A 25,219-nucleotide genomic window follows, 5' to 3' on the forward strand; every position below is an offset into this window, starting at 1 on the left:
CGATGAATAAATTATTTTTTAGAATACTTGTTTTATTGATGAGTTTGTCCTTAATCGGGATTATTCTGGTTCAAGTATTTTGGTTCAATTCTTCATTTAAGAATAATGAAGAGCAATTTAAATACCACGTCACTCAAGTAATTGGGAATGTTGCAGATAAACTGGAGCAACAAGAAGAGTACAGTTTCTACGACAAATACAATCGCATTAAAGATAGTACAGGCAAAATTCCAAAGAAAGAAGATTTACTTCAAGTGTTTTACGTACAGCGAAATACAAAAACAAACAAGACAATTGTATATTCGAGCACTTTGACATCTGAGGATTATGACATCAGCGGTTCTCTTTTTAATAAAAAATTCAGCAGTGAACGTTTTAAAAACTTTAGTGCAAAAAGAGTAACTGAAGTTTACAATAACAGCGGCATTGATAATAATAACTTAGGACAAAGTATTATTCCGGATCTTACAATTGAAAAATCAGGGAGTTTAGATATCTTAAACAAAGTACAACAGCAGATACAGTATAAAGATATTGCTTCGTTAACACCGATTGAAGGCAGGGTAACAAAAGATAAACTTTATAAGCTGTTAAAAAAGGAACTTGAAGAATATGGCGTTAAGACAAAATTCGAGTTTGGAATTTACAGTAACCGCGTTCCGACAAAAATAAAATCGGACGGATTTCATTACGATAAAGAGGCGACATACAATATCCCGATTTATACCGATAATGAAGGAAACAGCAGATACGAGTTGTCTGTTACTTTTCCGCACAAAAAGAAATTTTTACTGTCAGAATTATTGAGCATTACGATTTTATCAATAGTTTTTACTTTAATTATAATTGTTGCATACACAAGTGCTTTAAATCAGTTACTGCGTCAAAAACATATTTCTGAAATCAAAACTGATTTTATAAATAATATGACGCATGAGTTTAAGACACCTATTGCAACCATAAATTTAGCGCTCGACGCTATTAGGAATCCAAGAATTATAGAAGATAAAGAAAAAGTATATCGTTATCTTCAAATGATTCGGGACGAGAATAAAAGAATGCATGCGCAGGTTGAAAACGTTTTGCGAATATCCAAACTTGAGAAAAGAGAATTGGATATTACTAAAGAACCAACTGTAATTCATGATATTATTGACGATGCGATCGAGCATGTTAATCTTATTTTAGAAGACAGAAAAGGTACTGTTGTAAAACATTACAATGCCACAAGAACAACCAGCTTAATAAACGAAGTTCATTTTACTAACGTTTTGGTTAATATTTTAGAAAATGCAATAAAATATTCTCCAGATACACCAGAAATTGAAATCTTTACAGAAAATGTAAAAGATATGATTTTAATTAAAGTTAGAGATCATGGATTGGGTATGAGTAAAATAGCTCAAAAAAGAGTTTTTGAGAAGTTTTACAGAGAACATACAGGTGATCTTCATAATGTAAAAGGTCATGGTTTAGGGCTTGCATATGTAAAGAGAATTGTAGAAGACCACAATGGTCAAGTATATGTAGAAAGCGAGAAAGGAAAGGGTAGCACCTTTATAATAAAAATACCATTAATAAATTAAAATATGGAAAATACTAACAAAAGAATACTTTTAGTAGAAGATGACCTGAATTTTGGGGCAGTTCTTAAAGATTATCTAATGTTAAATGACTTTGAAGTTACTTTAGCTAAAAACGGTATGGAAGGTTTTGAGAAATTCAAGAAAGATGTATATGACTTATGTATTCTTGATGTAATGATGCCTTATAAAGATGGTTATACTTTAGCCAAAGAGATTAGAGAGAAAAATAGCGAAGTGCCAATTATCTTTTTAACTGCAAAGTCGATGAAAGAAGATGTATTAAAAGGATATAAAGCAGGTGCTGATGATTATTTGAATAAGCCTTTTGATTCTGAAGTACTTTTGATGAAAATTAAAGCAATCATTCAAAGAAAATCTGCTGATACAAAAGCAGAACAAGTACAGTTTGAATTCAATATTGGAAAATTCCACTTAAATTCAAAATTAAGATTCTTGACTTTCCAAGATGAAGAACCAATCAAATTGTCTCCAAAAGAGAACGAATTGCTTAAAATGCTTATTCTTCATGAAAATGATTTAATGCCGAGAGAATTAGCTTTAACAAAAATCTGGAGAGACGACAATTACTTTACTTCAAGAAGTATGGACGTTTACATTGCTAAACTAAGAAAATACCTAAAATCTGATGAAGACGTAGAAATTCTAAATATTCACGGAGAAGGTTTCAGATTGGTTGTTAAAAGCAAAGTAACTGAATAAAGAAAACCACCTAGAAAAATACAAGCCCTGAGAAATCAGGGCTTTTTTTTATAATTAAATTTAACCGCAAAGCTTGATTTTTTTTTAGTGGGAAAAACACAGAGAAGGCAAAGAGAAGTTCAAAATTTTGTTGCTTTGTGACTTGTTGCATATAAATTTATCTAAAAAGAATCTCAAAATATTTTTGTTAAGTTTTTGATTTTTAATTGTATATGTTTTTTGTAATGATTTTTCTTAAAATAAATTTGGAAAATCAAAAAACAATTACGAATCTTTGCAAACGAAAAAATAATAATAACCCTTTAAAACGAAGAAAAAATGTTTGTACTTACATTGACATCTCAGAGCTTTACACCAAACGGATTTGGTGAGGCAATTCTTCGTGGCTTATTTCAATCTTAGAAATATATTTTTAGATATATAAAAAAGCCCGAAGACATTTAGTTTCGGGCTTTTTTTATTCTAGACACTTCAAAACTTTCCCGAAAATCGATTTTTAGTATTTATCCTTTTGGATAAAATGTTAAGCCTATTTGGCTTGTAATTTAATACGCGATAATTTTTTAATGAAAAATTATACGATAGACGAGTATGTGTTATGTACTCGTTTTAAAAGTAAAAGAAGAAAGAAAAGATTAGTAAAAAAAGATTTTGAAAAACAATTAATTCAGCTCGATAAGCTTGAAAAAAAGCTCTGGAAAGAACGTAATAATCTGCCGTGGATCCCACTTGAAGAGCCTTATCAAAAAGGCTGGCAGCGTAATTTTAAACTACGTGAGGACGTCGCAAGATCAAGTGAAGGCGAATTTTATAATACGCTGTTGGAAAAGATAAATACATGGCAGTTTTCTTCAGAAAAAACTTTTAAAAAGAAGAAGAGTAAAAGAAGGAAAAATGCTTCTTCTGAACAAATTCAGAGACTTAAAGAATTTACTGAGGGTGAGTGGAGCAGTCCAAAATTGGAATTGTCAGATAGAGAAAAGGTTCATTTTAGCAGACAGGAACGCTGGAGCAAAACTTTTCAGAGATATAGAATTCATTACGTGTTTAATGAGTCTTGGCGTTATGTACTTCACGTTAAACCGTACATGATTACGCATCAAAAAATGCTGGATTCTGATTTGGAAAGCCAAATTAAGCTGATCGAAAATTATATTTCAAATTATAATCTTCAAAATAAGATAAACAAATTAGTAAAGGGCCATTCTTATAATTGGAATTACTATCGTAAAGGAAATCCAAAAGAGACGAGCCCAATAAAAAATAAAAGTCTGCCAGTATTGTATGGGCAATATGTAGACGAAATGATATAAATCATGGGAAATAAATTATCTGGAAAAGACCTGATTAAATTGGGTTTTCCAAAAAACAATTCAATAAATATCGCCTTAGGGCAGATAAACAGATATAGAAAAAGAGAAAAAAAGGAATCTATTCTAACAGAAGCAAAAGATGTTTTGCTGAATCCTGAAAAGTATGAAGGAAATGGCACTTGGGGAAAAGTGGCCGAGGGTTTAATAAAACCGGTTCAGGTAAGAATGCATCAGCTCAATAATACAAGAGCGCCTTTTACCATTTTTGGTGAAAACGAAATTGACCAGCAGGCTAAGTTTCAATTGTATGATTCTTTAAAACTGCCGATTTCTGTTGCAGGAGCATTAATGCCAGACGCGCATTCTGGTTACGGACTGCCCATTGGTGGCGTATTAGCAACTGATAATGCGGTGATTCCGTATGGTGTCGGGGTTGATATTGGATGCCGAATGAGTCTTTCGATTTTTGATTTACCGGCTTCGCATTTTAAAGGAAGAGAGCATCAATTGGAGGCGATCTTGAGAGATAATACCAAATTTGGAATGAACGAAGTGCAGTCTTCAAGGGTGGATCATGAAGTTTTTCATAAAAGTGAATTTCAGGATATTCCGCTCTTAAAAAATCTTTTGCCAAAGGCTTACAAACAATTGGGAAGTTCTGGGGGAGGAAATCATTTTGTAGAATTTGGAATTGCCAAAATTGAGAATCCTGAGAACGAATGGAAATTAGGAAAAGGAGAATATTTTGCTGTTCTGTCTCACAGTGGTTCGCGCGGATTGGGCGCTAATATTGCAAAACATTATACTTATCTGGCGACAAAACAATGTCCGCTGCCAAAAAATGTGCAGCATTTGGCGTGGCTGGATCTGAATACACACGACGGTCAGGAATATTGGCTGGCTATGAATTTGGCAGGAGAATATGCAAAAGCTTGTCATGATGATATTCACAGAAGAATTGCTAAAGCAATTGGAAGCAGGGTAGTGGTAACGATTGAAAACCATCACAATTTTGCATGGAAAGAAATTGTAAATGGTCAGGAATGCATTGTGCACAGAAAAGGAGCAACGCCGGCTGGTGAAGGTCAGTTGGGAATTATTCCAGGTTCTATGACGGCCCCAGGTTTCATCGTGAAAGGAAAAGGTAATGCAGAAAGTTTAAACTCAGCCTCACATGGTGCAGGGCGCTTATTTTCGAGAGCCAAATGCAAAAGTACTTTTACGCAGAGTGAGATAAAAAAGGTGTTGAAAAAGCATGAGGTTACTTTGATTGGAGGGAATATTGACGAGGCTCCAATGGCTTACAAAGACATTACAAAGGTTATGAGTAACCAGACAGAGCTGGTTGAAGTGCTTGGGACTTTTACTCCGAAGATTGTTAGAATGGACCGCTAATTTTTAAAATTTTAAAAGATGGAAAGATTTCAAGATGAAAATAAATGGCTGGCAAGTTTTGGAGATGTAATCGATGTTAAATGTCCTAACTGCGGTCAAAAAGCGGTCGTGAAAAGAACTTTTGAAAGCACGTATTATTATCGTGATCAAAAGATTCTGGAATGTAAAAATTGTCATTATTCTAAAAAAGAAAATACTGTAAAATACATTGCACATGTTGATTCGTACTGCTGTAATAATGTAGATAAAGTGGAATACAAATCGCAGCTGCTCAATAAAAAACCAGACACGATTAAATTGAAATGCCCTGTTTGTAAGGAGATAAAAGCATTTAAACCTAAAATTGAAGAAATTCGATTCGAATTTAGTTCTGATGGTTTGAGTCAAACAGAATCTTGGTTTAATGCAGTTTTATGGTATCAGAAAGAGCTGGGAGGGAATCTTTTTTGGGCTTACAATCTGGATCATATTGATTATCTGCAAAGGTACATTCAGGCAGATTTAAGAGAACGTAACCCAAAAGTGAATGGCGGAGGTACTATGGCAGCACGTTTACCGCAATTTGTAAAAGCAGCAAAAAATAGAGAAAAGCTGTTGAAAATTTTAAAGAAATGGAAAGAATAATTCAGATAACAGCGGGTCGAGGACCTGCAGAATGCACTTGGGTAGTTGCCCAAGTGCTAAAAAAAATACTGGAAGAAGCACAAGAACAATCTTTGGAAACAGTTTTGCTGCAAAGAGAAGCTGGAGAAGAAAATGGAACTGTAGAAACGGCTTCGATTGCTATAAAAGGCAAAAATGCCAATGAGTTTGCAGATTCTTGGATTGGAACGATTCAATGGATTGGTCAGAGTCAGTTTAGGAAAATGCACAAACGCAAAAACTGGTTTATTGGAGTTTTTGAAATTGAACAGCAGAAAAACAGTTCATTTTCTGAAACGGATATTCAATATCAGGCTATGCGGAGTTCTGGTGCAGGCGGACAACACGTTAATAAAGTGAGTTCTGCAATTCGGGCAACACATATTCCAACAGGAATTGCGGTTGTTGCGATGGACAGCCGTTCGCAGCATCAAAACAAAAAACTGGCAACAGAGCGATTATTAAAAAAACTAGAAGACGAGAAATTACTGCAGCTTAAAAACCATGTTGGAAAACAATGGGAAAATCAATTGAATGTGGAACGCGGCAATCCGGTTCGGGTTTTTGCAGGAAGTGATTTTAAAAAGAACAAAGTAAGCAAAAGTTATAAAGGAACTCGTCAGAAATTAAAAAACGATTTACGAAATGAAAACAATTGATAAATACCTTTTTCAGGCTTTGGATAATTACCCTTACTCGCTTGAAGAAACTATAGAATCTTTGGATTATGCTTTTTCTTATGATTCTAAAAACAGTATGGTTTTGTGCTTATACGGAAGAATTCAGGCCGAACAGCTAGCTAATTATGAAGAAGCAAAAAACTATTTTCAGGAAGCTTTGGCAAACAACATTCATGCGCTTCAGGTGTATCCGCATTATTTGCAGGCCTTGATTTTGAATGAAGATTATGAAGAAGCGCTTAAATTGGCAGATTTTGCCTTAACTATAAAAGGAATTAATAAGGCTGAAATTTTTATTCGAAAAGCAATACTTTTAGAAGTGCAGCACCAATTTAAAGAAGCTTTAAAAGAGATTAAATCGGCTAAACTTTATTCTATCCAGCATGATTATGATTCTGGAATTGGTGAAGTAGAAAAAAGAGTTAAAGACAAAATAGATCTTTTAAAAGATAAAAAGAAGAAATCTCAGAAATCAAAAAAACAGTCAAAAAATAAGAAGTCAAAGAAAAATTGATTTTTTTGACACCAATTACATTAATTACTGCGTTTTTTCTATAAAGAACTACATTAATTAAGATCTTAAACTTTCCTGCAAGGTTTTTAAAACCTTGCAGGAATTAATTTTAAATTATTTCCATTGCAGCTCTAGTGCGAAGCATGTTTTTTCTTCTTTTGTAATACTGAATTTTGTTTTCTGCGGATCTTCAACCTCATTTTCGTGTATTATAACAGTATCTTTTAACGAAAGTTCTTTCATGAAATTCATTTCAAAACTTTGAAGTTCCTGTTTGATGATCTTTGATGGATTTACGTGATCCAGGCACCATTCTAAATATTTGACATTATTTACGTGATTTACAATGTCTAAATCGGATAAATACACTTTTTTTTCAGCTACAGCCTTCTTCTCGTGATTAATATTGATTTTAGAAAAACCTTGCTCGGTAGCTTTATTTTCGGGATACAGTTCAAAATGTTCAAATGGCAGCGCCAAAGGTTCAGAACGGCGTGTCTGTGTATTAAAAACGGCCCAATAGGTTTCGCAGCCGACGATTTTTTTGCCTCCTACATACATTTCTAGTGCTCGAAGGGAACGTGAATTTTCAAGATTATTGATCCAGGTTTTTACAGTCACAATATCCTGCCATTTTGGTAATGCAGTTACTTCTACACGCATTCTGCTTAAAACCCATGCTTGGTTGAATTCCTGCATATCGTAAAAACTGATTCCTCCCACTTCTGAATGTGCTGCTGCAGTTAATTGTAATATATTGCACAAATCGGTGTATCTTAAATAGCCCGTTGGCGTACATTGTGTAAAATTAATTTCCCAGTCTTTGCTTAAAACTGATGTGAAATTTGGAGAAATTGGCATGACGTTTTCATTTTATTTAAACTGCTGCAAAATTAGTGAATTTTTAGACCAATATTGAGCTGAATCAATTTTGCATTGTCATAAAACGAGACAAATTCAGGAGAAGTGTTAATATCAAGATTTGAGTGTAAATAGCAAAGCCCCAAAAATACGGATAATCTTTTAGCCAGTTGATAATCGGTGTTGAAACCAATTCGGATGTTATTTCCTGTTTGTTTTCCAAAGCTTTTGTCGCTGGAGCTAAATTTAAGCCTTACATCTCCAATACCGAAATAAGGCTCTATATTTAGTTTTTCGAGTATTTTTATTTCATACGAAATATTTCCGTAAGCAGTATGATAATGTGCTCCATCGATATTTCCGGCTTTTGTAATGTCTGTAGTTGAATAGGGGATATAATCATAACCAGCCCCGAGTTTAAAATTGTGAATTCTTAAGAAACTGAAATTGGTTCCGATTCCTAATTTGCCATCGTTGGCTTCTGCTAAAAAATTAGCACCAAAATTTGATGGAATTATGGCATTTACTCGAATATCGTGATTGAATTTGACTAGATTATTATTTTCAGTTTTTTGACCGTATGTTAATTGAAGAATGAATAAGAAAATAAAAACTTTAAATTTCATAATTAATAAGTTATGGTGTGGATTACTTTTTCAGAATTGATAGTGATAACGGCTTCGTGTTTTGTGCTCACAATATTGGCAGGATTAGAATGATCTCTAACCGTATAATTTAATTTTAGATTTGATTCTTTGCCACGTCAAAGTGGGTAGTGATATACTGGTTTTCATCTTCATTTTTGTCTAAATTGATGATGCTTTCGGCTAAATTACCTTCAACAAACACTTCGGTGATTTCTTTGTTATTTGTTGTACTGTTTAAAACTACTTCGAGCTGTGTAATCTCATCGTTTTTGTACAAAACTATTTTATTGAAATCTAATTTGTAATTAGAGAAATTTCTCTTTGAGGTCTTGATGTTTTTAGATTGATAATCAGATGTTAGATTCGAATTATAATCGATGTAGGAGCGGCCGTTGATTGTAGTTATAATATCGATGTCATCACTTTTTGGTGCTGGAAAAATCATCGTAAATTTTCCATCTGTATCAGTATTTGTGTAACTGATCAAATCAGAATCTCCGTAAGTTCCGTCAGAATAAGTGTTTATTTCAATCCTTTTATCAGCAATAGGATTGTTTTCTTTGTCAATAAGCTGGCCTTGAACAACAAATCGGGTTTCGCCGTCGTATTGAATCTCACAAGAAGAAAATGTAAAAACAGTAAGAAATAGAAGTAGATTTTTTTTCATTTAGACAAATTTTGATTGAGTCTAAATGTAAGTAATTAACTGATAAATTTATATTTTTAGATTTAAATTTATGTAATCAATTATATCTTGTCGATTTACTGCGTAATCGAACCATTTGGTATTTTCGTTACGTTTGAACCAGGTTAATTGTCTTTTTGAAAATCGTCTGGTATTTTTTTTGATTTCTTCGACAGCAAAATCAAGCGAAAAATCTCCATCGAAGTAACTGAATAGTTCTCGATAACCGACCGTTTGCAATGCATTTAATTCTTTGTTGGGATAAAGTGCTTTTGCTTCTTCTAGTAATCCTTGATTTATCATTATATCAACCCGCTGGTTTATTCTGCTGTAAATCATTTCTCTATCGGCATCTAATCCGATTAAAATGGGAGTGAAGTTTCTATTGTTTTTCTTTTGATTTAAGAAAGTAGAATATGGTTTTTGTGCGCCAATGCAGACTTCTACAAAACGCATCATTCGCTGCGGATTTTGTAAGGTCTGAGGATTTTCGGTTGTTATTTTTTGATAATAATCGGGATCTAGATTTTTCAGCTGTTGCTGGAGGTATTCGATTCCGAGTTTTTCGTAATTTGCATTTACTTCTTGTCGAACTTCTGTAGCAATTTCGGGAAATTCGTCAAAACCTTTTAAAATAGCGTCAACATATAAACCAGAACCTCCGATCAGGATTGCAAAATCGTTGGTTTGAAATAATTCATCTAGTTTTAAAAGTGCTTCTTTTTCGTAATCACCAACGGTATAATTTTCAAAAATTGATTTATTTTGAATGAAATGATGTTTTGCGGCATGTAATTCGTCCTGACTTGGAACTGCGGTTCCGATTGTCATTTCTTTGAAAAACTGACGGCTGTCGCAAGAGATGATTTCGCAATTAAAATGCTGTGCCAAAGCAATACTTAAGGCTGTTTTGCCTATGGCTGTTGGTCCGACAATGGTAATTAGGTATTTCATATTTTTTTAGCCCAGATAGAAACGAAAACCCCGGACTTATATTTGTTAGTTTTTTTGGAATAAAAAAGCGACCAGCGGAAGCTCTTTTTATGACTTAAAAAAACAACAAAGATAAGGAGGAGTTGAAGTGTATAGCTGGAATTGCTTCATAAAATTAATTAGTTGGTAAGGTTTTGCCGCATTGATAGCAATATTTTGCATTGTCAAAGTGCAATTGGGCATTGCATTGTGAGCATGTTTTTTTACCGCTTACAGAACTGTTTCTTAGACTGGCTTTTGCAAATTCAGCTGTTACAATTCCGGTTGGGACGGCAATAATTCCGTAACCCATAATCATGACAAGCGAGGCTAGAAACTGTCCTAGAGGTGTTATTGGTGAAATATCTCCATATCCAACGGTTGTTAATGTTACAATGGACCAATAAATGCTGACGGGAATGCTGGTAAAACCGCTTTCTTTTCCTTCTACAACGTACATTAAGGATCCGATGATGACGGCGCTTATTACGACGAAATAAATGAAGACTAAGATTTTTTCTTTACTGGCTTCTAATGCTTCTTTTAATTGGTAGGATTGATGTGAGATTTGCGGAATGTGCAGGATTTTGAATAATCTCAAGAAACGCAGGACTCTTACAATTGTTAATACGCTTGTGGCCGGAAAAAATATGGACAAATACATGGGTAAAATTGCCAATAGGTCTATAATTCCGTAGAAACTGATGGCGTATTTTCTTGGTTTTTGGATGGATATTATCCTTAAAATATATTCTATAGTAAAAAATATAGTTATGATCCATTCGCAGACTAACAGCTGTTGATGGTATTTACTACTGATTCCTTCTACAGTATCGAGCATTACCAAAAGGACACTGAGCAAAATAAGCCCAAGAAGAACCAAATCAAACATTCTGCCGGCTAAAGTGTTGGTTCCGTAAAGAATGATTTTTATTTTCTCTCTAAAAATCTCGTATTTTGATTTATGTTTTGCCATATCAGGAAGATAGGTAAGTGGTTTAAAAATGAAGAATTTTGAGCGATTTGGTTTTACGGATGTAATTTTGAATTATATTTTTTACATCGCGATTGTGCTGCATCGGAATTAAGATGTTTTTTAGGATTTCGATGTTGGTGATTTGATAATTTAGATCGTAATAGGCATACCCTTTGTAAGTTCCATTTTCTATTAAAACAGCGCTTCTTTCGTTAACGTTACGGCCTTTGTCTATCAAAATCATGCTTTTATTATCAAAACTGTTTTCTGAAATGAATTGTTTTACGCGTTCATTGTACATTTCGGGAGTTATGGCACCAATGCATGCGCCGTCACATTCTTTAATTTTGTATTGAAAGCATTCTGCTTTGCTTTGGTATAAACCGGTAAGTTTCTGGCAAAGATGGTATTTTGATGTAAACCTGAAAAGGGCATTTTTACCTTCTTGCAAAGAGGCATAGGAGGTAATTTCTTTTTTGCGCCCGTCTGCTTTTTCAAGTTTTAAATTAAGATATCCGTTTGCGTCTTTCTCTGCGTAAATTGCAAATGGAAATATAGTTTTGCGCTGCGAACGATTGTATCTCGGACGGTTTACTTTTATTTCTTCGCTTTCTTTTAAAAGAGCGATTAATTCACTTCCGGTTTCATCATACGTAATGGTAAAAACTTCGGCTTGAATTCTTTTACTTTTTTTATTTGTAGATGTAAAATGCTGATTGATTCTCTTTTTTATATTGCGGCTTTTACCAATATAAATTAAGGTGCCGCCTTCGTCATGTACATAATAAGTTCCGGTTTTAGATGACATTTGGGCAAGTAAATCCAATAATTTTGGAGCGATTCCTTTTTCTATTTCAAGTTTAATGAAATCTTTTACAATTGTTTTTTCTAAATCCTTTTCTAAAAGCATTTTGAAAAGTTTAACCGTGGCCATTGCGTCGCCGCTGGCACGATGACGGTCTGCCATCGGGATGCCCAGTGCACGAACCAGTTTTCCTAAGCTGTATGAGGTTTGTTCTGGAATTAATTTTTTGGCTAATTCTACTGTACAGAGTGTTTTGGCTTCAAAACTGTAGCCAAGACGTCTGAATTCGGTACGAAGGATTCGGTAATCAAAAGAGGCGTTGTGGGCAACTATAATACAATCTGAAGTGATTTCTATAATTCGTTTTGCTACTTCGTAAAACTTGGGTGCCGATTGCAGCATCGCATTGTTAATTCCAGTTAGTTTTACCACAAAAGGCTGAATCGGAATTTCAGGATTAACAAGGCTGATGAATTGATCAACTACTTCATGCCCGTCAAATTTATAGATGGCGATTTCGGTAATTCCCTCTTCATTAAATTGTCCTCCAGTGGTTTCTATGTCAAGTATTGCGTACATTTTCAATGTCAATGTCAAAAATCAATATCAAAAATCAATTTCAATGTCAATATCAAAAATCAAAGATTTAAAGTTGAAGTTTGTTATTGCTATTGCTATTGTCATTGCCATTGAAAAATTATTTTTTATTAAGTATCATTTTTGATGAAATAGCTATTAGTTGTTCTACTTCAATTAAAAGCTTATTTCTTTTTTCACTGTTGCCTTCTTTAATATAATCTAAAATTTTTAATGAATTTCTCGATTCTTTTAGTTCTTTTACAACTAATGAGACTTTGAAAATAAAATCTTTATCAGTTATTGTTCCTTGTGCTTCCCCAAAATTCAAAGATGCACTTCCGGATGATCTGATTAATTGATTTTTATAATATTCATTTTCAAAAAGTTTGCTTAATTCTCTTGTGAAAAAAATACTTTCTCCTGCAAAACGAACTAGGCGATCTTCAAAATTGAATATTTTTTCCATTTTTAATTATTATTTTAAAAATTGTAATTGATTTTTGATCTTGTAATTGATATTGAAAATTTATCTTCCTCCAAAGATGCTGCTTCCAATTCTTACCATCGTGCTGCCGCATTCAATTGCCAATTGATAATCTCCGGACATTCCCATAGAAATTGTTTTTAAATCAACAATGTCTAGTTTTTGAATGGAATCAAAAATAGATTTTAGATGTGTAAATTCTTTTTTTATCTGGTTTTGATCTTCTGTAAAGGTGGCCATTCCCATTAAACCTAAGATACGAATATTTTTTAACTCTTTAAACTCCGCAGAAGTTAAAAGTTGATTTAATTCTTTTTCGTCCAAGCCAAATTTAGATTCTTCTTCTGCAATATAGATTTGAAGCAGACAATCTATAACTCTATTATTTTTAAGTGCTTGTTTATTAATTTCCTGTAATAATTTTAAACTGTCAACACCATGAATCAAACTTACAAACGGCGCCATAAATTTAACTTTATTGGTTTGAACATGACCAATCATATGCCATTGGATATCTTTTGGCATTTGTTCCCATTTTTCGGTCATTTCCTGGATTTTGTTTTCTCCAAAAATGCGCTGGCCGGCTTCGTAAGCTTCTATTAAATCAGGCACAGGTTTGGTTTTAGAAACCGCAACTAAGGTTACATGTTCTGGTAGTGTAGATTTTATAGAATCAAGGTTTTGTTTTATTGTATTCATTTTTTCTTATAAATCTTAAGTATATCTTCGTTTTTCTTAAGAATCCAATATTTGAAATCAAATAGAAAGGTCGTTTTAAAAACCTTTGTTTCGTTTAATTCTGAAATACCAATGTTGAATTTTTCGGATTCTATTTCTTTTTTATCTTTACTTCTTACCACATTAACTTTTGCATAATTAAGTGTGTCGTTAGTGTAATAAAATTCTCCGTCAATAGTTTCAGAATAAGAATTACTATAGTATATAATTTCATGATATTTAGCCTTTATCAACTCGCTATTGGCATCAAAATTGTATTTTCTTTTTTCAATATTTGATAAACCAATATAATTTTCTTCATTAAAATGATTCAGATATAGACTGTATGAAAATGTACCTTTGGCAAGAGATTTTTTCGACTTGCTCTCAATTTCTTTGTTTATTTTTCCTTCTGAAGTAATACTTCTTCCGTTTTTTAAACAAATACTATCAATCTCCTTTAGAGTGAACTGTTTTTTAGAAATAATAGTGTTTTGCGAAAAACAAATAGTTAGTACAAAATGGCAGATCAACAAAAAAGATTTTCTCATATTTATTTTACAAAAACTGTTTGGAAACTTTCTCTGCTTTTTTACTTTCGCTGTAATCATAAAAACCTTCACCAGATTTTACTCCGAGTTTTCCAGCGCGAACCATATTTACAAGAAGCGGGCAAGGAGCATATTTAGGATTTTTGAATCCGTCGTACATCACGTTTAAGATAGCAAGACAAACATCAAGTCCAATAAAATCTGCCAATTGAAGTGGTCCCATTGGATGCCCCATTCCAAGTTTCATTACTGTATCAATTTCGTAAACGCCGCCAACTCCGTTATACAATGTTTCAATAGCTTCGTTAAGCATCGGCATCAAAATTCTGTTGGCCACAAAACCAGGATAATCGTTAACTTCAACAGGAACTTTGCCTAATTTCTCAGACAATTTCATAATGATTTCGGTTACTTCATCACTTGTGTTATAACCGCGAATGATCTCTACCAATTTCATAATCGGCACAGGATTCATAAAATGCATCCCAATAACGCGTTCCGGATGTGCAACTACAGCACCGATCTGTGTAATAGAAATCGAAGAAGTATTGGTTGCTAAAATGGTATTATGAGAACAAGCTTCATTTAATTGTTTGAAGATGTTTAATTTTAATTCAAGATTTTCTGTAGCGGCTTCTACTACCAAATCTACACTAGTTACACCATCTTTGATATCGGTATAGGTAATAATATTGGTAATTGTTTTAGCAACATCTTCTTGCGTGATTGTACCTTTAGACAGCATTCTTTCTAAATTGGCAGCAATAGTTGCCATCCCTTTATCTAAAGATTTTTCAGAAATGTCAATTAGTTTTACGGTAAAACCACTTTGTGCAAAAGTATGTGCAATTCCGTTGCCCATTGTTCCTGCACCAATTACAGCTATTGTTTTCATATTATATCTTGATATTGTATTTATGATTTAGCCACGAATTCATCAATTTTTTCATGAATTCGTGGCTAATTTATTTTTAAAAATTTCTTATTTCTCGAAACAGTCAATAATTTGGTAAGCTACTCTTAAAGCATCTGTAGCTTGTTCTAAGGTTACAACTGGAGTTGTATCTGTATTGATGGCGTTTGCAAAAGATTCTAATTCATCAAGAATTGCATTGTTTTGCTCCACATCTGGATTGGTAAAATAGATCTGCTTTTTTACACCTTCGGCATTCTGCAGAATCATATCAAAATCACCTGGAACTTCCGGAGCGTCTTTCATACGCACCACTTCGCATTTTTTTTCTAGAAAATCTACAGAAATATAAGCATCTTTCTGGAAGAAACGTGATTTGCGCATGTTTTTCATCGAAATTCTGCTGGCGGTTAAATTGGCAACACATCCATTTTCGAATTCAATTCTGGCGTTGGCAATATCGGGAGTTTCGCTGATTACAGAGACACCGCTTGCATTAATATTTTTAACCTTTGATTTTACTACACTAAGAATTGCATCGATATCATGAATCATCAAATCTAAGACCACAGGGACATCTGTACCGCGAGGATTAAATTCTGCCAAACGATGCGTTTCGATAAACATCGGGTTTTCGATCATGTTTTTGGTAGCTATAAACGCAGGGTTAAAGCGTTCTACGTGACCAACTTGCCCTTTTACGTTGTACTCCTTAGATAAAGCGATAATTTCTTCGGCTTCCTCAACCGTATTGGCGATTGGTTTTTCTATAAAAATATGTTTTCCTGATTTGATTGCTACTTTGGCACATTTGTAATGTGAAAGCGTTGGCGTAACGATATCAATAACATCCACAGCGTGGATAAGTTTTGCAATTGTACTGAAGTTTTTATAGCCAAACTCTTTTGAGATTCTTTCGGCATTTTCTTGATTTTCGTCGTAAAATCCAACTAATTCGTATTTGTCAGATTGTTGTAATAAGCGTAAATGTATTTTACCAAGATGACCAGCACCTAAAACTCCTACTTTTAACATGAGAATGTATTTTAAACAAAAATATAATTTATTTGTTGAAAGTGAAAGTGAATTTAGGTAATTGTTAGTTATGAGTTGAAGGTTATGTGTTAGGAGTTAGAAGTTATGGGCCCCAGCTCTAAATCATAAGTTAAGATTTTCGGTTTTTAAACATTTGCCCCTGACACATCGCTCTCAAAATGTAACTCTAAGTCCATAACCCATAATATCTAACTTTATATAATTTAATAATTAAAAATCAATATTTGAAATCCTATTTTGTTTCTTATTTTTGCGAAAATAAAACCTACCCATTTTGAAAGACACTGCCAAACATCAAGGACTTCGTAATCAATTAGTAACAACTTTAGAGCAAAAAGGAATTACAGATAGAGCGGTTCTGGAAGCGATTAAAAAAATTCCAAGACATCTTTTTTTGAATTCAAGTTTTGAAGATTTTGCTTATCAGGATAAAGCGTTCCCTATTGGAGCAGGGCAGACTATTTCACAGCCGTATACAGTAGCATTTCAATCGCAATTGCTTGAAATTAAGAAAGATCATAAAGTTTTAGAAATCGGAACTGGATCGGGATATCAGACTGCAGTTTTGTTTATGCTTGGTGCTAAAGTGTATACTGTAGAAAGACAAAATGAATTGTTTAAGACAACTTCAAATTTGTTTCCGAAATTAAATATTCGTCCAAAACATGTTTCTTTTGGAGACGGCTACAAGGGGCTTCCAAATTTTGCTCCGTTTGACAGTATTATTGTTACTGCCGGTGCGCCTTTTATTCCACAGCCATTAATGGCACAGTTAAAAGTGGGAGGGAGATTGGTAATTCCGCTTGGAGAAGATGTACAGATTATGACTTTGTTAATTCGTAAAAACGAAACTCAATTTGAAAAACACGAGTTTGGAGAATTTAGATTTGTTCCTTTATTAGAAGATAAAAATTAATAGAAAAGCCCGTTTAAACGGGCTTTTCTTATTTAGTAATCAATTGTATTGCGTTCATTAGATTTTCTTTTTCTATTTTTAGTATATAATTAATGAAAACAGATTTGTCGTTTCTGGTTTTAAATTGATCTAAAGCCGAAAAATATTCATTTGTATTATTTTTATCTGCTTGAGTTAACACATAAATATAATTATTTTGAAGTAAAATCCAGTTCATTACAATATTTGCCATTTGAAGATTTCCTTTTTCGAATGGATTTATATCGAGAATTTTTAGATATATTTCAGATGCCAGAATTATTGGGTGCAGATTGTTTTTATGATTTTCGTACCAATTAAAAAGTAAATTCATCTCACGTAAAATCAGCGGATCATTTTTATATTTTCCTGAGTTTTCAAATTGAATTCCCTTAAAGATTAAACTATGGATGAAAAGCACTTCTTTTTCATTTAAAGTTGTTTTCTTTTGACTCAAATCTTTTATATAACCGGCAATTTCTTGAAAATTCACTGCTTCAAGATGCTCTTGCATGCTTTTTCCAGAAATGGTAATTCCATCGTTAATAACAGATTTGGTTTCTTCTAAAGTTAAAGAATTTCCATTAGAGTGAATATTTTGAAAAACAAACTCTGATTCTAATGTTTTGGAAATTTGTCGGAGTTGAAAATGATTAAAAGATTGAAGTTGATTTTTTAATTTTTCTATTTCATCTAAAATAATTTGATTAGAAGATATTATTTCAGAATCAATTTCTTTTTTATTCTTTTGGATTTCTTGTTCGGCAAGCAGCAGCGCTTTTAAAGCAAATTCCTCATCACCAATTTCGTAAAGAATTTTTTCTTTAAGCCATGCAATCATCAAGGTTTCATAATCAATATCTAAAAGCTGAGAAAGTTTAGTAATTTGATCTTTGGTAGGTTTTCGTGCTCCTGATTCGAATTTACTAATCAACGCCTGATCAATATTAGCAAGCTGAGCTAATTCTCTGGTTTTAAAACCTTTTTGTTCTCTGGCATTTTTTAAAAGTGATTTCATTTTGATGAAAAATTTAGTCTTGACAAAATTAGTCATTTTAGAAGAAACAAAAAAAGCAACACTTTTCGTATTGCTTTTTCGTGTTTTTATTTTGGAGGCAAAGAGCCGTCTTTTCTCATTTCTTTTACAACAGCCTGCATAATAGCATCAACTGTTTGTCCTAAATCTGTGACATAGTCAGATTTTGTAGTTCCAGTCCAGATGAGTTTATTGTCTTTTAATGAAAAAATATTGGTTTCAACCATATACGAAGTCGTTTCCTGATAATATCCAGGATCATAAAAAGCGGGTGAATACATGCCGTACCAATTTCCAAAACCATAACCGTACATTCCAGAGTATAAACCATCAAAACCACCATAATACATTCCGGTGTAAGTTCCCGGTACATAGGTTGTTTCTTTATCTTTGCTTACTAAGCGCATAGTTACGACACCGTCAAAATTTTCATCTTGAAGAATTTTCAGCTTTTGTTCCTTCGAAAGCTGCTTCGTAGTTTCGTTCAAATATTGATAAGAAGTTTTGAAAATTACATTACTGGCCGCAATTCTGTTTTCTGCCACTCTTCGCGATGCCTCATCTTTAACCAAAACGACAACCAGAACTTTTTTAAACTGCTCTTGTGCGACGGTTATTTTTGGATCTCTCCAGCTGTTTACAATAGTAGTATTACTGCTGCAGCTAGAAAGTGCTGCAATTGCAATCAATAGAATTAAATGCTTTTTCATATTTTACAGTTATTGTTTGTAGTAAAAATAACTATAAAATATTAATAATCATTGGTTTAGATCGAATTAATCTGCTTTTAGTTGTAAGCTTTTTTAATACGGTCTAAGTCACGTTTGGTATCCTGCTCTTTTAAAGATTCGCGTTTATCGTAGTTTTTCTTCCCTTTACAAAGACCAATCTGCAGTTTTGCCAGCCCTTTTTCGTTTGTAAAAAGTTTCAGAGGAACAATCGTTAATCCTTTGGCCTGAACACTTTTGTGAAGTGTCTTTAATTCTTTTCTATTCAAAAGTAATTTTCTTTCACTTCTGGATTTATGATTGAATTGATTTCCAAACGAATATTCTTCGATATAGGTGTTGATGGCAAAAAGCTCCATACCGCTAAACTCGCAAAAACTTTCTGTGATATTGGCTTTTCCTAATCGAATTGATTTGATCTCTGTACCAGCCAAAACAATTCCGGCTGTATAAGTGTCGATTATTTCGTAATCAAAACGGGCTCTTTTATTTAAGATGTTGACTGATTTTAACATAGGTGCAAATGTAAGACAAATTTCAAAATTTCCTTACTGCCAAAGATAATTAAAGATTTATTTTAATCTATGATTTTCATCATCATTGTGAAAAAAGCTTGCCAGTAAGTTTGCGTAATAAATTTAAATACCACATCAAAATGAAAAAAATTGTAACACTATTAAGTATTGTATTAATTGGTTTTGCTGCAAAAGCTCAGGATTCAAATCAGGGTCTAAAAGGAACTTGGTTTGTAACTTCTCAATTTGGTTACCAACAGACTAAAACGGCAGATGTAAAAAATACAAGCATCTCTGTCCTGCCAATTGTTGGAACCTTTATAACACCTTCTGTTGCTGTTGGGGCTGCAGTAGGATATATAAATATAAAGGCTGATTCTGATAAAGGAACAGCGGCTAAAACAGATTTAATCGTTATACAGCCATTAGCAAGAAAGTACTGGAATGTTGCTGGTTCTCTTTATTTCTTCGGACAATTGGCGCTGCCAGTGATTACAGGTAAAGAAAAAGAATCTGAGTTAAAAGTAAATCAAGTGGGATTATCACTTTCAGGAGGTTTTGACTATTTTGTAACTAAAAATTTCTCTGTAGAGTTCTCTTATGATTTAGCCAATTTTACTTCGACAACGCTTGATCCTAAAACAGGAGAAAAAACGACAGTTACAAACTTTGGTCTGGCGCACGCAGCAAATGTTGATGGTTATTACAATACGGCCTTAGGAGGAAGTAATCCGAATTTGACTTCTCCAATTTCGGTTGGATTTAAATTCTTATTTTAAATATTTTATTTGATTAGCGTAAAGTTCAATTTAGTTGATTTTACAAAAAGAAAGACCGTACATTTGTACGGTCTTTTTTATATCAATTTAAAATTTTAAAATGCAAAATCAATCTAAAGATCCTTTACACGGAATTACACTTCAAAAAATCGTCGAAACTTTAGTCGATTATTACAGTTTTGATACTTTAGGAGAATTGATTCCGATTAAGTGTTTTAATTCTAATCCGAGTGTAAAATCGAGTCTTACTTTTTTAAGAAAAACAGATTGGGCTCGTAAGAAAGTAGAAGAACTGTATATTAAAACTCTTCCTAAATTAAATTTATAATTTGTAAGAGATCATTACACCGCCGCGATATGGAAGCCATTCACCGCTTTTGTTCCAGTTAACGGTTTTTTCATATCTTCCTGGAGTTCCGTCATTATAATAACCGTGATAGAAACCTTGATGCCAGCCTCCGCCTACAAATATGTCTAATAAAAACTTATCGTTTAGCTTAACGTTATAGCCTACTGTAGCGCCAATTCGGTAGCCAAAACCATCTTCATACATATTACTATTCCAATAGTTCCATTTTTGCAGTTCGTATTTGTCTGCGCCAATATGACCTCCAAAGTAAAAACCATTATATTTTTCTTTGAAATGATAACGTACTTCTGGAGTTAAAGTAGCAAATTTCATCGGATGTTGTCCACTAAAAGATTCCCAGAAAGAAGCCATTATATCGACACTAAAAGTGGTTTTTTGACCAATGCTGGTTTCGATTCCGACATTTGGAACGCCCACTAACGCTGTAAGACCATTAAATTTTACAAAAGTCTGGCTTTGTAATTGCAGACAAAACAAAAGAAGAATTAAGGCAGGTATTTTTTTCATAAAAAATGTTTTCAATTAAAAGCAGCTATTTTAGCTGATTTCGAGCGCAAATATAACGTATAATTAGACCGAAGTATTGTTAAGAAATTCTTTTTAACAAGAATAAATTACTACGATTCTAGTAATGAGTAGATTACCTTGTTAAGAAATTTTCCGTCATAAAAGTCTGATTCTTTAAAGTGGGCTTCCTTAACAAAACCACATTTCTGCAGTACTTTTTCTGAAGCTGTATTTTCTGGTGCAATTACCGCTTCGATCGAATGCAGTTTTAAATCTTTAAAGCCATATTCAACTAAACGCTTCACCGCTTCTGGAACAATTCCTCTACCATGGAAATCAGAATGAAGTATATAACCAATTTCTGAACGGTAATTTTCATGCTGCGTTCTATAAAAACCGATAATTCCTAAAAGTTTAGGATTTCCTTTAAGTCTGATTGCCCAATTTATACCAATGTTTTTATCGATGTTTTCATTAATGGTTTGTATATGCTTCAATGCGTCGTCGTGATTTTTAGCCAAAGGTCTTGGGATATATTTCATTATTTCTGGATCGGAGCGCATTTCAAAAACTTCTACAATGTCAGTTTCACTGAGCCTGTCCAAAATCAGACGCTCGGTTTCTATTACGGGAAACGGATTAAAATTAAATTCTAACATGTTAGTATATTATAATATTGAAATAGTAAATCTTGAAGTGAAAGATTTGTTCTCATCCAAAACCAAAATGCCTTCTTTTTGGTATAAATCTCCAGAGTTCTCTAAAGTATCAGAATATCCCAGCCAAGGTTCGATGCAAACAAATGGAGCATTTTCTTTTGTCCAAAGACCTAAACTCGGAAAATCCTCAAAATCAACTTTTACATAGGGTTTGTTGTTTTCTAGAATCGTCAAAGAATTGGATTCTAAAGTTTTGAAAATCAAAGCATCATTCTTGAAAAGCTCATAGTTTAAAGGAACTAGATTATTTTTTGTTTCAAGAATTTTAGTTTGATTAGAAATTAAATCATTTTCTAAAAGATAATATTCTAGGTTTTCTTCTTTTTCAAATTGAAAAGCATAATTCTCAAAATTCTCAGGAAGTGCAATCGCTGGATGCGCTCCAATCGAAAAAGGAATTTTTCCTTTTGATTTGTTGATCACATTGTAAGCAATTTCAAGAGCATTTTCATTCAGAGTATAAACAAGCTGCAGCTCAAATTCAAAAGGATACTTTTTCAAAGTTTCTTCAGACGATTGTAAAGAAAAAACAGCTTTATTTTCTGTTTTCTCAATCAGTTCAAACTCCATATCACGCGCAAAACCATGACGTGGTAATTGAAATTCCTTACTATTAATAGTATAGGTATTGTTTTTTAAAGTGCCGACAATAGGAAAAAGTACTGGAGAATGTTTGCCCCAAAAATCTGGATTTCCTTCCCAGATGTATTCTTTGTTCTGATTGTCTTTTATAGAAAATAATTCAGCTCCTGCATGATTTATCGAAGCTTTTAAAATTGAATTTGAGATTGTTGTGTTCAAAATATTGAGAGTAAAATGAATGTTCTATTATTAAGTGTAAATATATTTTATAAAATTTAGTTTTTTAAGAAAATCCTTTGATTTATTTTATTGATAAAATTTTGCTAAAATTCAATTTATGTTTTATTATTTCTCTGCAAATAGCTTTTTTTTTCATTAATTTGCTACACAAATAGCTAAAAAATATGAAAATACACGCTTTTAAAGCCTTTTTAACCATGGCTTTGTTTACAGGGATTTCTTCTGTCTGGGCGCAGACTCCTGCCGCCACATCAGGCGGTTCAGTTAACAATTATAATTACCATGATGCATTTGCACCAAACTTTTATTCAAAAAATGGTACTTCTACCCGTACCGCTAGTGGACAGCCAGGCGTAGATTATTGGCAGAATAGAGCAGATTATCAGATAAATGTAAAATTGAATAATACCACAAACGAACTTGTTGGTACAGACGAAATTACTTATACCAATAACAGCCCGGACAAATTGTCTTTTTTATGGCTGTATTTAGATCAAAATTTATTTAAACAAGATTCTAGAGGAAACGCAGTTGTGCCTTTAACAGGAAGTCGTAATGGAGCGCAAGGGCAGATTTTTGATGGAGGAAATAAAATAAAATCTGTAAAAGTAATTTCTGGAGGAAAAACTAAAACAGAGGTTGCTGCAAAGTATATTATTACAGATACAAGAATGCAGATTTTTCTGCCTCAGGAATTGGCAGCAAAAGGTGGTTCTGTAAAAGTTAAAATTGAGTTTTCATTCATCGCTCCGTTTGAAGGATCAGACAGAATGGGGGTTTTGGAAACTAGAAATGGTAAAATCTTCACTATTGCACAATGGTATCCAAGAATGTGTGTTTATGATGACGTAAAAGGCTGGAACACCGCTCCGTATTTAGGAGCTTCTGAGTTTTATTTGGAATACGGAAATTTTGATGTAAAAATTACCGCTCCGGCAAACCATTTTGTTGTAGGTTCTGGAGAACTTGTAAACGGAGCAGAAGTATTTTCTGCAGAACATTTGAAGCGTTACAAAGAAGCACAGCAAAGTGATAAAACAGTTGTAATTCGTTCTGCGGACGAAGTTGCGGCTACAGCCAATACCAATGCGAGTGCTGAGAAAACATGGCATTACAGAATTACTAATGCACGTGATTTTTCTTGGGCTTCTTCTCCGGCATTTATTTTGGATGGAGCAAAAATTAATCTTCCTAGCGGAAAAAAATCTCTGGCTTTGTCGGCTTACCCAGTTGAAAGTTCCGGAAATGCTGCTTGGGGGCGTTCTACAGAATATGTAAAAGCATCTATCGAAAATTACTCTAAAAGATGGTTTGAATATCCTTATCCTGCGGCAACAAATGTAGCGGGTAACGAGGGCGGAATGGAGTATCCTGGAATTGTTTTCTGCGGATGGGAATCTAAAGGGGATGACTTATGGGGAGTGACAGATCACGAATTTGGGCACATTTGGTTCCCGATGATTGTGGGGTCAAACGAACGTTATTTTGCTTGGATGGATGAAGGTTTTAATACTTTTATCAACTCAGTTAGTTCGGTTGATTTTAATAATGGTGAATACAAGCAGAAACCAGAAGATTTACACGAAAATGCAGAATATTATACAAGTCCAAAATTAGAAACGGTGTTAAGCTCTCCTGATAATATGAAAGAGCGTAATATAGGCGTTTTATGTTATGCAAAACCGAGTGCAGGATTAGTAATGTTACGTGAGCAGATTCTGGGTGAAGAGCGTTTTGATAAAGCACTTCGCACCTATGTCGAAAGATGGGCTTACAAACATCCGACGCCTGATGATTTCTTTAGAACAATAGAAAATGTTGCTGGAGAAGATTTAAGCTGGTTCTGGAGAAGCTGGTTTGTAAATAACTGGCGTTTTGACCAAGGAATTAATTCTATTAAGTATGTGAAAAACGATCCTGCAAAGGGAATTGTAATTACTGTTGAGAATTTTGATAAAATCCCGATGCCGATTATTTTAGACGTTAAAACAAAAAGCGGTAAAGTAACGAGAGTAAAATTGCCCGTAGAAATTTGGCAGAGAAACAATTCTTGGTCTTTCAAACATAATTCTACAGAAGAAATTGAAAGTATCACTTTAGATCCAGATCACGTTTTTCCAGATTATAATGAAAGCAATAATGTATGGAAAGCGGGAAACGGTAAAATTGAAAAAGATATTATTCTTGATGGATATTTAGGCAGCTACATTGCAACAAAATCGCCTCTTACGGTTGTTATGACTGAAAAAAATAGTGTTTTAACAGCTGAACTTCCAAACTATCCTAAATTTGCTTTGGATCCTGTTGCAAACGAAAAAGATACATTTGAATCGGGCAGAGCGGGATTAAAATTTAAATTTAATGAAGCAAAAACTGGTTTTGATATGATCATTATGGAGAATGGACAAGTAATTTCTTTTACGAAGAAATAATTTTAATAAACATAAAATATTAATAGCCCGATAGTTAGCGATAATTATCGGGCTTTGTTTTTTACTATATTCACAAAATGCAAAAAAAATGTTAGAATTTAAATTTTTTGTTTTGTAAAATAAAAAATAGTGTACATTTGCAGCGATGAATAAAATAAGTTTACATATAACTTCTTTGTCACGGACAAACTCACCGATTACTTCTCCCGAAGTACGGACACTATCTCTATAGTATCCACTGAGTTTTTCAACCGTATATTTATTCATATCCATTTTTCATT

At 33.3% G+C, this 25,219-nt stretch carries 28 protein-coding genes; 11 read left to right on the plus strand and 17 right to left on the minus strand.

Annotated elements, in window-relative coordinates:
- Positions 1 to 2 precede the first annotated feature (2 nt).
- The 7 genes from C4F50_RS04160 to C4F50_RS04190 all read left to right on the plus strand — a co-directional run bounded on the left by C4F50_RS04160 (position 3) and on the right by C4F50_RS04190 (position 6,850).
- Entirely contained in the window at positions 3 to 1,586 is a 1,584-nt protein-coding gene (locus tag C4F50_RS04160) for a sensor histidine kinase (protein ID WP_193845157.1), read from the plus strand.
- Between the two features lie 3 nt (positions 1,587 to 1,589).
- Positions 1,590 to 2,306, plus strand: coding sequence for a response regulator transcription factor (locus tag C4F50_RS04165; RefSeq protein ID WP_193845158.1), 717 nt, complete (start codon positions 1,590 to 1,592; stop codon positions 2,304 to 2,306).
- 566 nt (positions 2,307 to 2,872) lie between these two features.
- Entirely contained in the window at positions 2,873 to 3,619 is a 747-nt protein-coding gene (locus C4F50_RS04170; protein ID WP_193845159.1) for a hypothetical protein, read from the plus strand.
- Between the two features lie 3 nt (positions 3,620 to 3,622).
- A complete protein-coding gene (locus tag C4F50_RS04175) occupies positions 3,623 to 5,014 on the plus strand; it encodes an RtcB family protein (RefSeq protein WP_193845160.1) in 1,392 nt (463 codons plus the stop codon).
- Positions 5,015 to 5,032: 18 nt separating this feature from the next.
- A complete protein-coding gene (locus C4F50_RS04180) occupies positions 5,033 to 5,638 on the plus strand; it encodes a hypothetical protein (protein ID WP_193845161.1) in 606 nt (201 codons plus the stop codon).
- Positions 5,626 to 6,315: a peptide chain release factor H gene (gene prfH / locus C4F50_RS04185; protein WP_193845162.1), complete on the plus strand. Its 690-nt coding sequence runs from the start codon at positions 5,626 to 5,628 to the stop codon at positions 6,313 to 6,315. Before C4F50_RS04180 ends, prfH begins: the two co-directional genes overlap by 13 nt.
- Positions 6,302 to 6,850: a hypothetical protein gene (locus C4F50_RS04190; protein WP_193845163.1), complete on the plus strand. Its 549-nt coding sequence runs from the start codon at positions 6,302 to 6,304 to the stop codon at positions 6,848 to 6,850. The genes prfH and C4F50_RS04190 overlap by 14 nt, the downstream gene beginning before the upstream one ends.
- A 114-nt stretch (positions 6,851 to 6,964) precedes the next feature.
- Here the strand turns inward: C4F50_RS04190 and C4F50_RS04195 are convergent, their stop codons facing one another.
- The 11 genes from C4F50_RS04195 to C4F50_RS04245 form a co-directional block, all read right to left on the minus strand.
- Entirely contained in the window at positions 6,965 to 7,711 is a 747-nt protein-coding gene (locus tag C4F50_RS04195) for an acyl-[acyl-carrier-protein] thioesterase (protein ID WP_193845164.1), read from the minus strand.
- 32 nt (positions 7,712 to 7,743) lie between these two features.
- A complete protein-coding gene (locus C4F50_RS04200) occupies positions 7,744 to 8,337 on the minus strand; it encodes a hypothetical protein (RefSeq protein WP_193845165.1) in 594 nt (197 codons plus the stop codon).
- 115 nt (positions 8,338 to 8,452) lie between these two features.
- Entirely contained in the window at positions 8,453 to 9,025 is a 573-nt protein-coding gene (locus C4F50_RS04205; protein ID WP_193845166.1) for a hypothetical protein, read from the minus strand.
- A gap of 48 nt (positions 9,026 to 9,073) precedes the next feature.
- Positions 9,074 to 9,997, minus strand: coding sequence for a tRNA (adenosine(37)-N6)-dimethylallyltransferase MiaA (gene miaA, locus C4F50_RS04210; RefSeq protein ID WP_193845167.1), 924 nt, complete (start codon positions 9,995 to 9,997; stop codon positions 9,074 to 9,076).
- 154 nt (positions 9,998 to 10,151) lie between these two features.
- Positions 10,152 to 10,991 (minus strand): ion transporter, encoded by an 840-nt coding sequence (locus tag C4F50_RS04215; RefSeq protein WP_193845168.1) that lies wholly within the window; start codon positions 10,989 to 10,991, stop codon positions 10,152 to 10,154.
- 22 nt (positions 10,992 to 11,013) lie between these two features.
- Positions 11,014 to 12,375, minus strand: a complete 1,362-nt coding sequence (locus tag C4F50_RS04220) for an exonuclease domain-containing protein (protein WP_193845169.1) — start codon at positions 12,373 to 12,375, stop codon at positions 11,014 to 11,016.
- A gap of 118 nt (positions 12,376 to 12,493) precedes the next feature.
- A complete protein-coding gene (locus tag C4F50_RS04225; RefSeq protein ID WP_193845170.1) occupies positions 12,494 to 12,841 on the minus strand; it encodes a four helix bundle protein in 348 nt (115 codons plus the stop codon).
- Positions 12,842 to 12,901: 60 nt separating this feature from the next.
- Complete coding sequence (locus C4F50_RS04230) at positions 12,902 to 13,558, minus strand: YggS family pyridoxal phosphate-dependent enzyme (RefSeq protein WP_193845171.1); 657 nt, start codon at positions 13,556 to 13,558, stop codon at positions 12,902 to 12,904.
- Positions 13,555 to 14,127: a hypothetical protein gene (locus tag C4F50_RS04235; RefSeq protein ID WP_193845172.1), complete on the minus strand. Its 573-nt coding sequence runs from the start codon at positions 14,125 to 14,127 to the stop codon at positions 13,555 to 13,557. The genes C4F50_RS04230 and C4F50_RS04235 overlap by 4 nt, the downstream gene beginning before the upstream one ends.
- Before the next feature lie 7 nt (positions 14,128 to 14,134).
- Positions 14,135 to 15,022 carry a 3-hydroxyacyl-CoA dehydrogenase family protein gene (locus C4F50_RS04240; protein WP_193845173.1) on the minus strand — a complete coding sequence of 296 codons (888 nt, stop codon included), beginning with the start codon at positions 15,020 to 15,022 and terminating at the stop codon, positions 14,135 to 14,137.
- An 87-nt stretch (positions 15,023 to 15,109) separates the two neighbouring features.
- Positions 15,110 to 16,075, minus strand: a complete 966-nt coding sequence (locus C4F50_RS04245) for a Gfo/Idh/MocA family protein (RefSeq protein ID WP_193845174.1) — start codon at positions 16,073 to 16,075, stop codon at positions 15,110 to 15,112.
- A 295-nt stretch (positions 16,076 to 16,370) separates the two neighbouring features.
- Between C4F50_RS04245 and C4F50_RS04250 the strand changes: the two genes are divergently transcribed.
- Entirely contained in the window at positions 16,371 to 17,012 is a 642-nt protein-coding gene (locus tag C4F50_RS04250) for a protein-L-isoaspartate(D-aspartate) O-methyltransferase (RefSeq protein ID WP_193845175.1), read from the plus strand.
- A gap of 28 nt (positions 17,013 to 17,040) precedes the next feature.
- On the opposite strand, the gene C4F50_RS04255 is transcribed toward C4F50_RS04250, so the two are convergent.
- From C4F50_RS04255 to smpB, 3 genes are all read right to left on the minus strand, one after another.
- Positions 17,041 to 18,048, minus strand: a complete 1,008-nt coding sequence (locus tag C4F50_RS04255) for a helix-turn-helix domain-containing protein (protein WP_193845176.1) — start codon at positions 18,046 to 18,048, stop codon at positions 17,041 to 17,043.
- An 86-nt stretch (positions 18,049 to 18,134) separates the two neighbouring features.
- Positions 18,135 to 18,776, minus strand: coding sequence for a DUF4136 domain-containing protein (locus tag C4F50_RS04260; RefSeq protein ID WP_193845177.1), 642 nt, complete (start codon positions 18,774 to 18,776; stop codon positions 18,135 to 18,137).
- A gap of 77 nt (positions 18,777 to 18,853) precedes the next feature.
- Positions 18,854 to 19,309 carry an SsrA-binding protein SmpB gene (gene smpB / locus C4F50_RS04265; protein WP_193845178.1) on the minus strand — a complete coding sequence of 152 codons (456 nt, stop codon included), beginning with the start codon at positions 19,307 to 19,309 and terminating at the stop codon, positions 18,854 to 18,856.
- Between the two features lie 140 nt (positions 19,310 to 19,449).
- Between smpB and C4F50_RS04270 the strand changes: the two genes are divergently transcribed.
- Together C4F50_RS04270 and C4F50_RS04275 are read left to right on the plus strand one after the other, a co-directional pair.
- Positions 19,450 to 20,088, plus strand: coding sequence for an outer membrane beta-barrel protein (locus tag C4F50_RS04270; protein WP_193845179.1), 639 nt, complete (start codon positions 19,450 to 19,452; stop codon positions 20,086 to 20,088).
- A 100-nt stretch (positions 20,089 to 20,188) separates the two neighbouring features.
- Positions 20,189 to 20,416, plus strand: coding sequence for a VF530 family protein (locus tag C4F50_RS04275; protein ID WP_193845180.1), 228 nt, complete (start codon positions 20,189 to 20,191; stop codon positions 20,414 to 20,416).
- Here the strand turns inward: C4F50_RS04275 and C4F50_RS04280 are convergent.
- From C4F50_RS04280 to C4F50_RS04290, 3 genes are all read right to left on the minus strand, one after another.
- The gene (locus tag C4F50_RS04280; RefSeq protein ID WP_193845181.1) at positions 20,411 to 20,965 is read right to left on the minus strand and encodes a DUF3575 domain-containing protein; all 555 of its coding nucleotides are present in this window, start codon (positions 20,963 to 20,965) and stop codon (positions 20,411 to 20,413) included. The genes C4F50_RS04275 and C4F50_RS04280 overlap by 6 nt on opposite strands.
- Before the next feature lie 110 nt (positions 20,966 to 21,075).
- Positions 21,076 to 21,624 (minus strand): GNAT family N-acetyltransferase, encoded by a 549-nt coding sequence (locus C4F50_RS04285; RefSeq protein ID WP_193845182.1) that lies wholly within the window; start codon positions 21,622 to 21,624, stop codon positions 21,076 to 21,078.
- A 9-nt stretch (positions 21,625 to 21,633) separates the two neighbouring features.
- Positions 21,634 to 22,485: an aldose 1-epimerase family protein gene (locus tag C4F50_RS04290; protein ID WP_193845183.1), complete on the minus strand. Its 852-nt coding sequence runs from the start codon at positions 22,483 to 22,485 to the stop codon at positions 21,634 to 21,636.
- Positions 22,486 to 22,670: 185 nt separating this feature from the next.
- Here C4F50_RS04290 and C4F50_RS04295 point away from each other — a divergent pair, with 185 nt between their 5' ends.
- Entirely contained in the window at positions 22,671 to 24,938 is a 2,268-nt protein-coding gene (locus C4F50_RS04295) for a M1 family metallopeptidase (protein WP_193845184.1), read from the plus strand.
- Positions 24,939 to 25,219 lie beyond the last annotated feature (281 nt).

The sequence above is a fragment of the Flavobacterium hungaricum genome, from assembly GCF_015182285.1.
In the GTDB taxonomy this organism is placed as follows: domain Bacteria; phylum Bacteroidota; class Bacteroidia; order Flavobacteriales; family Flavobacteriaceae; genus Flavobacterium; species Flavobacterium hungaricum.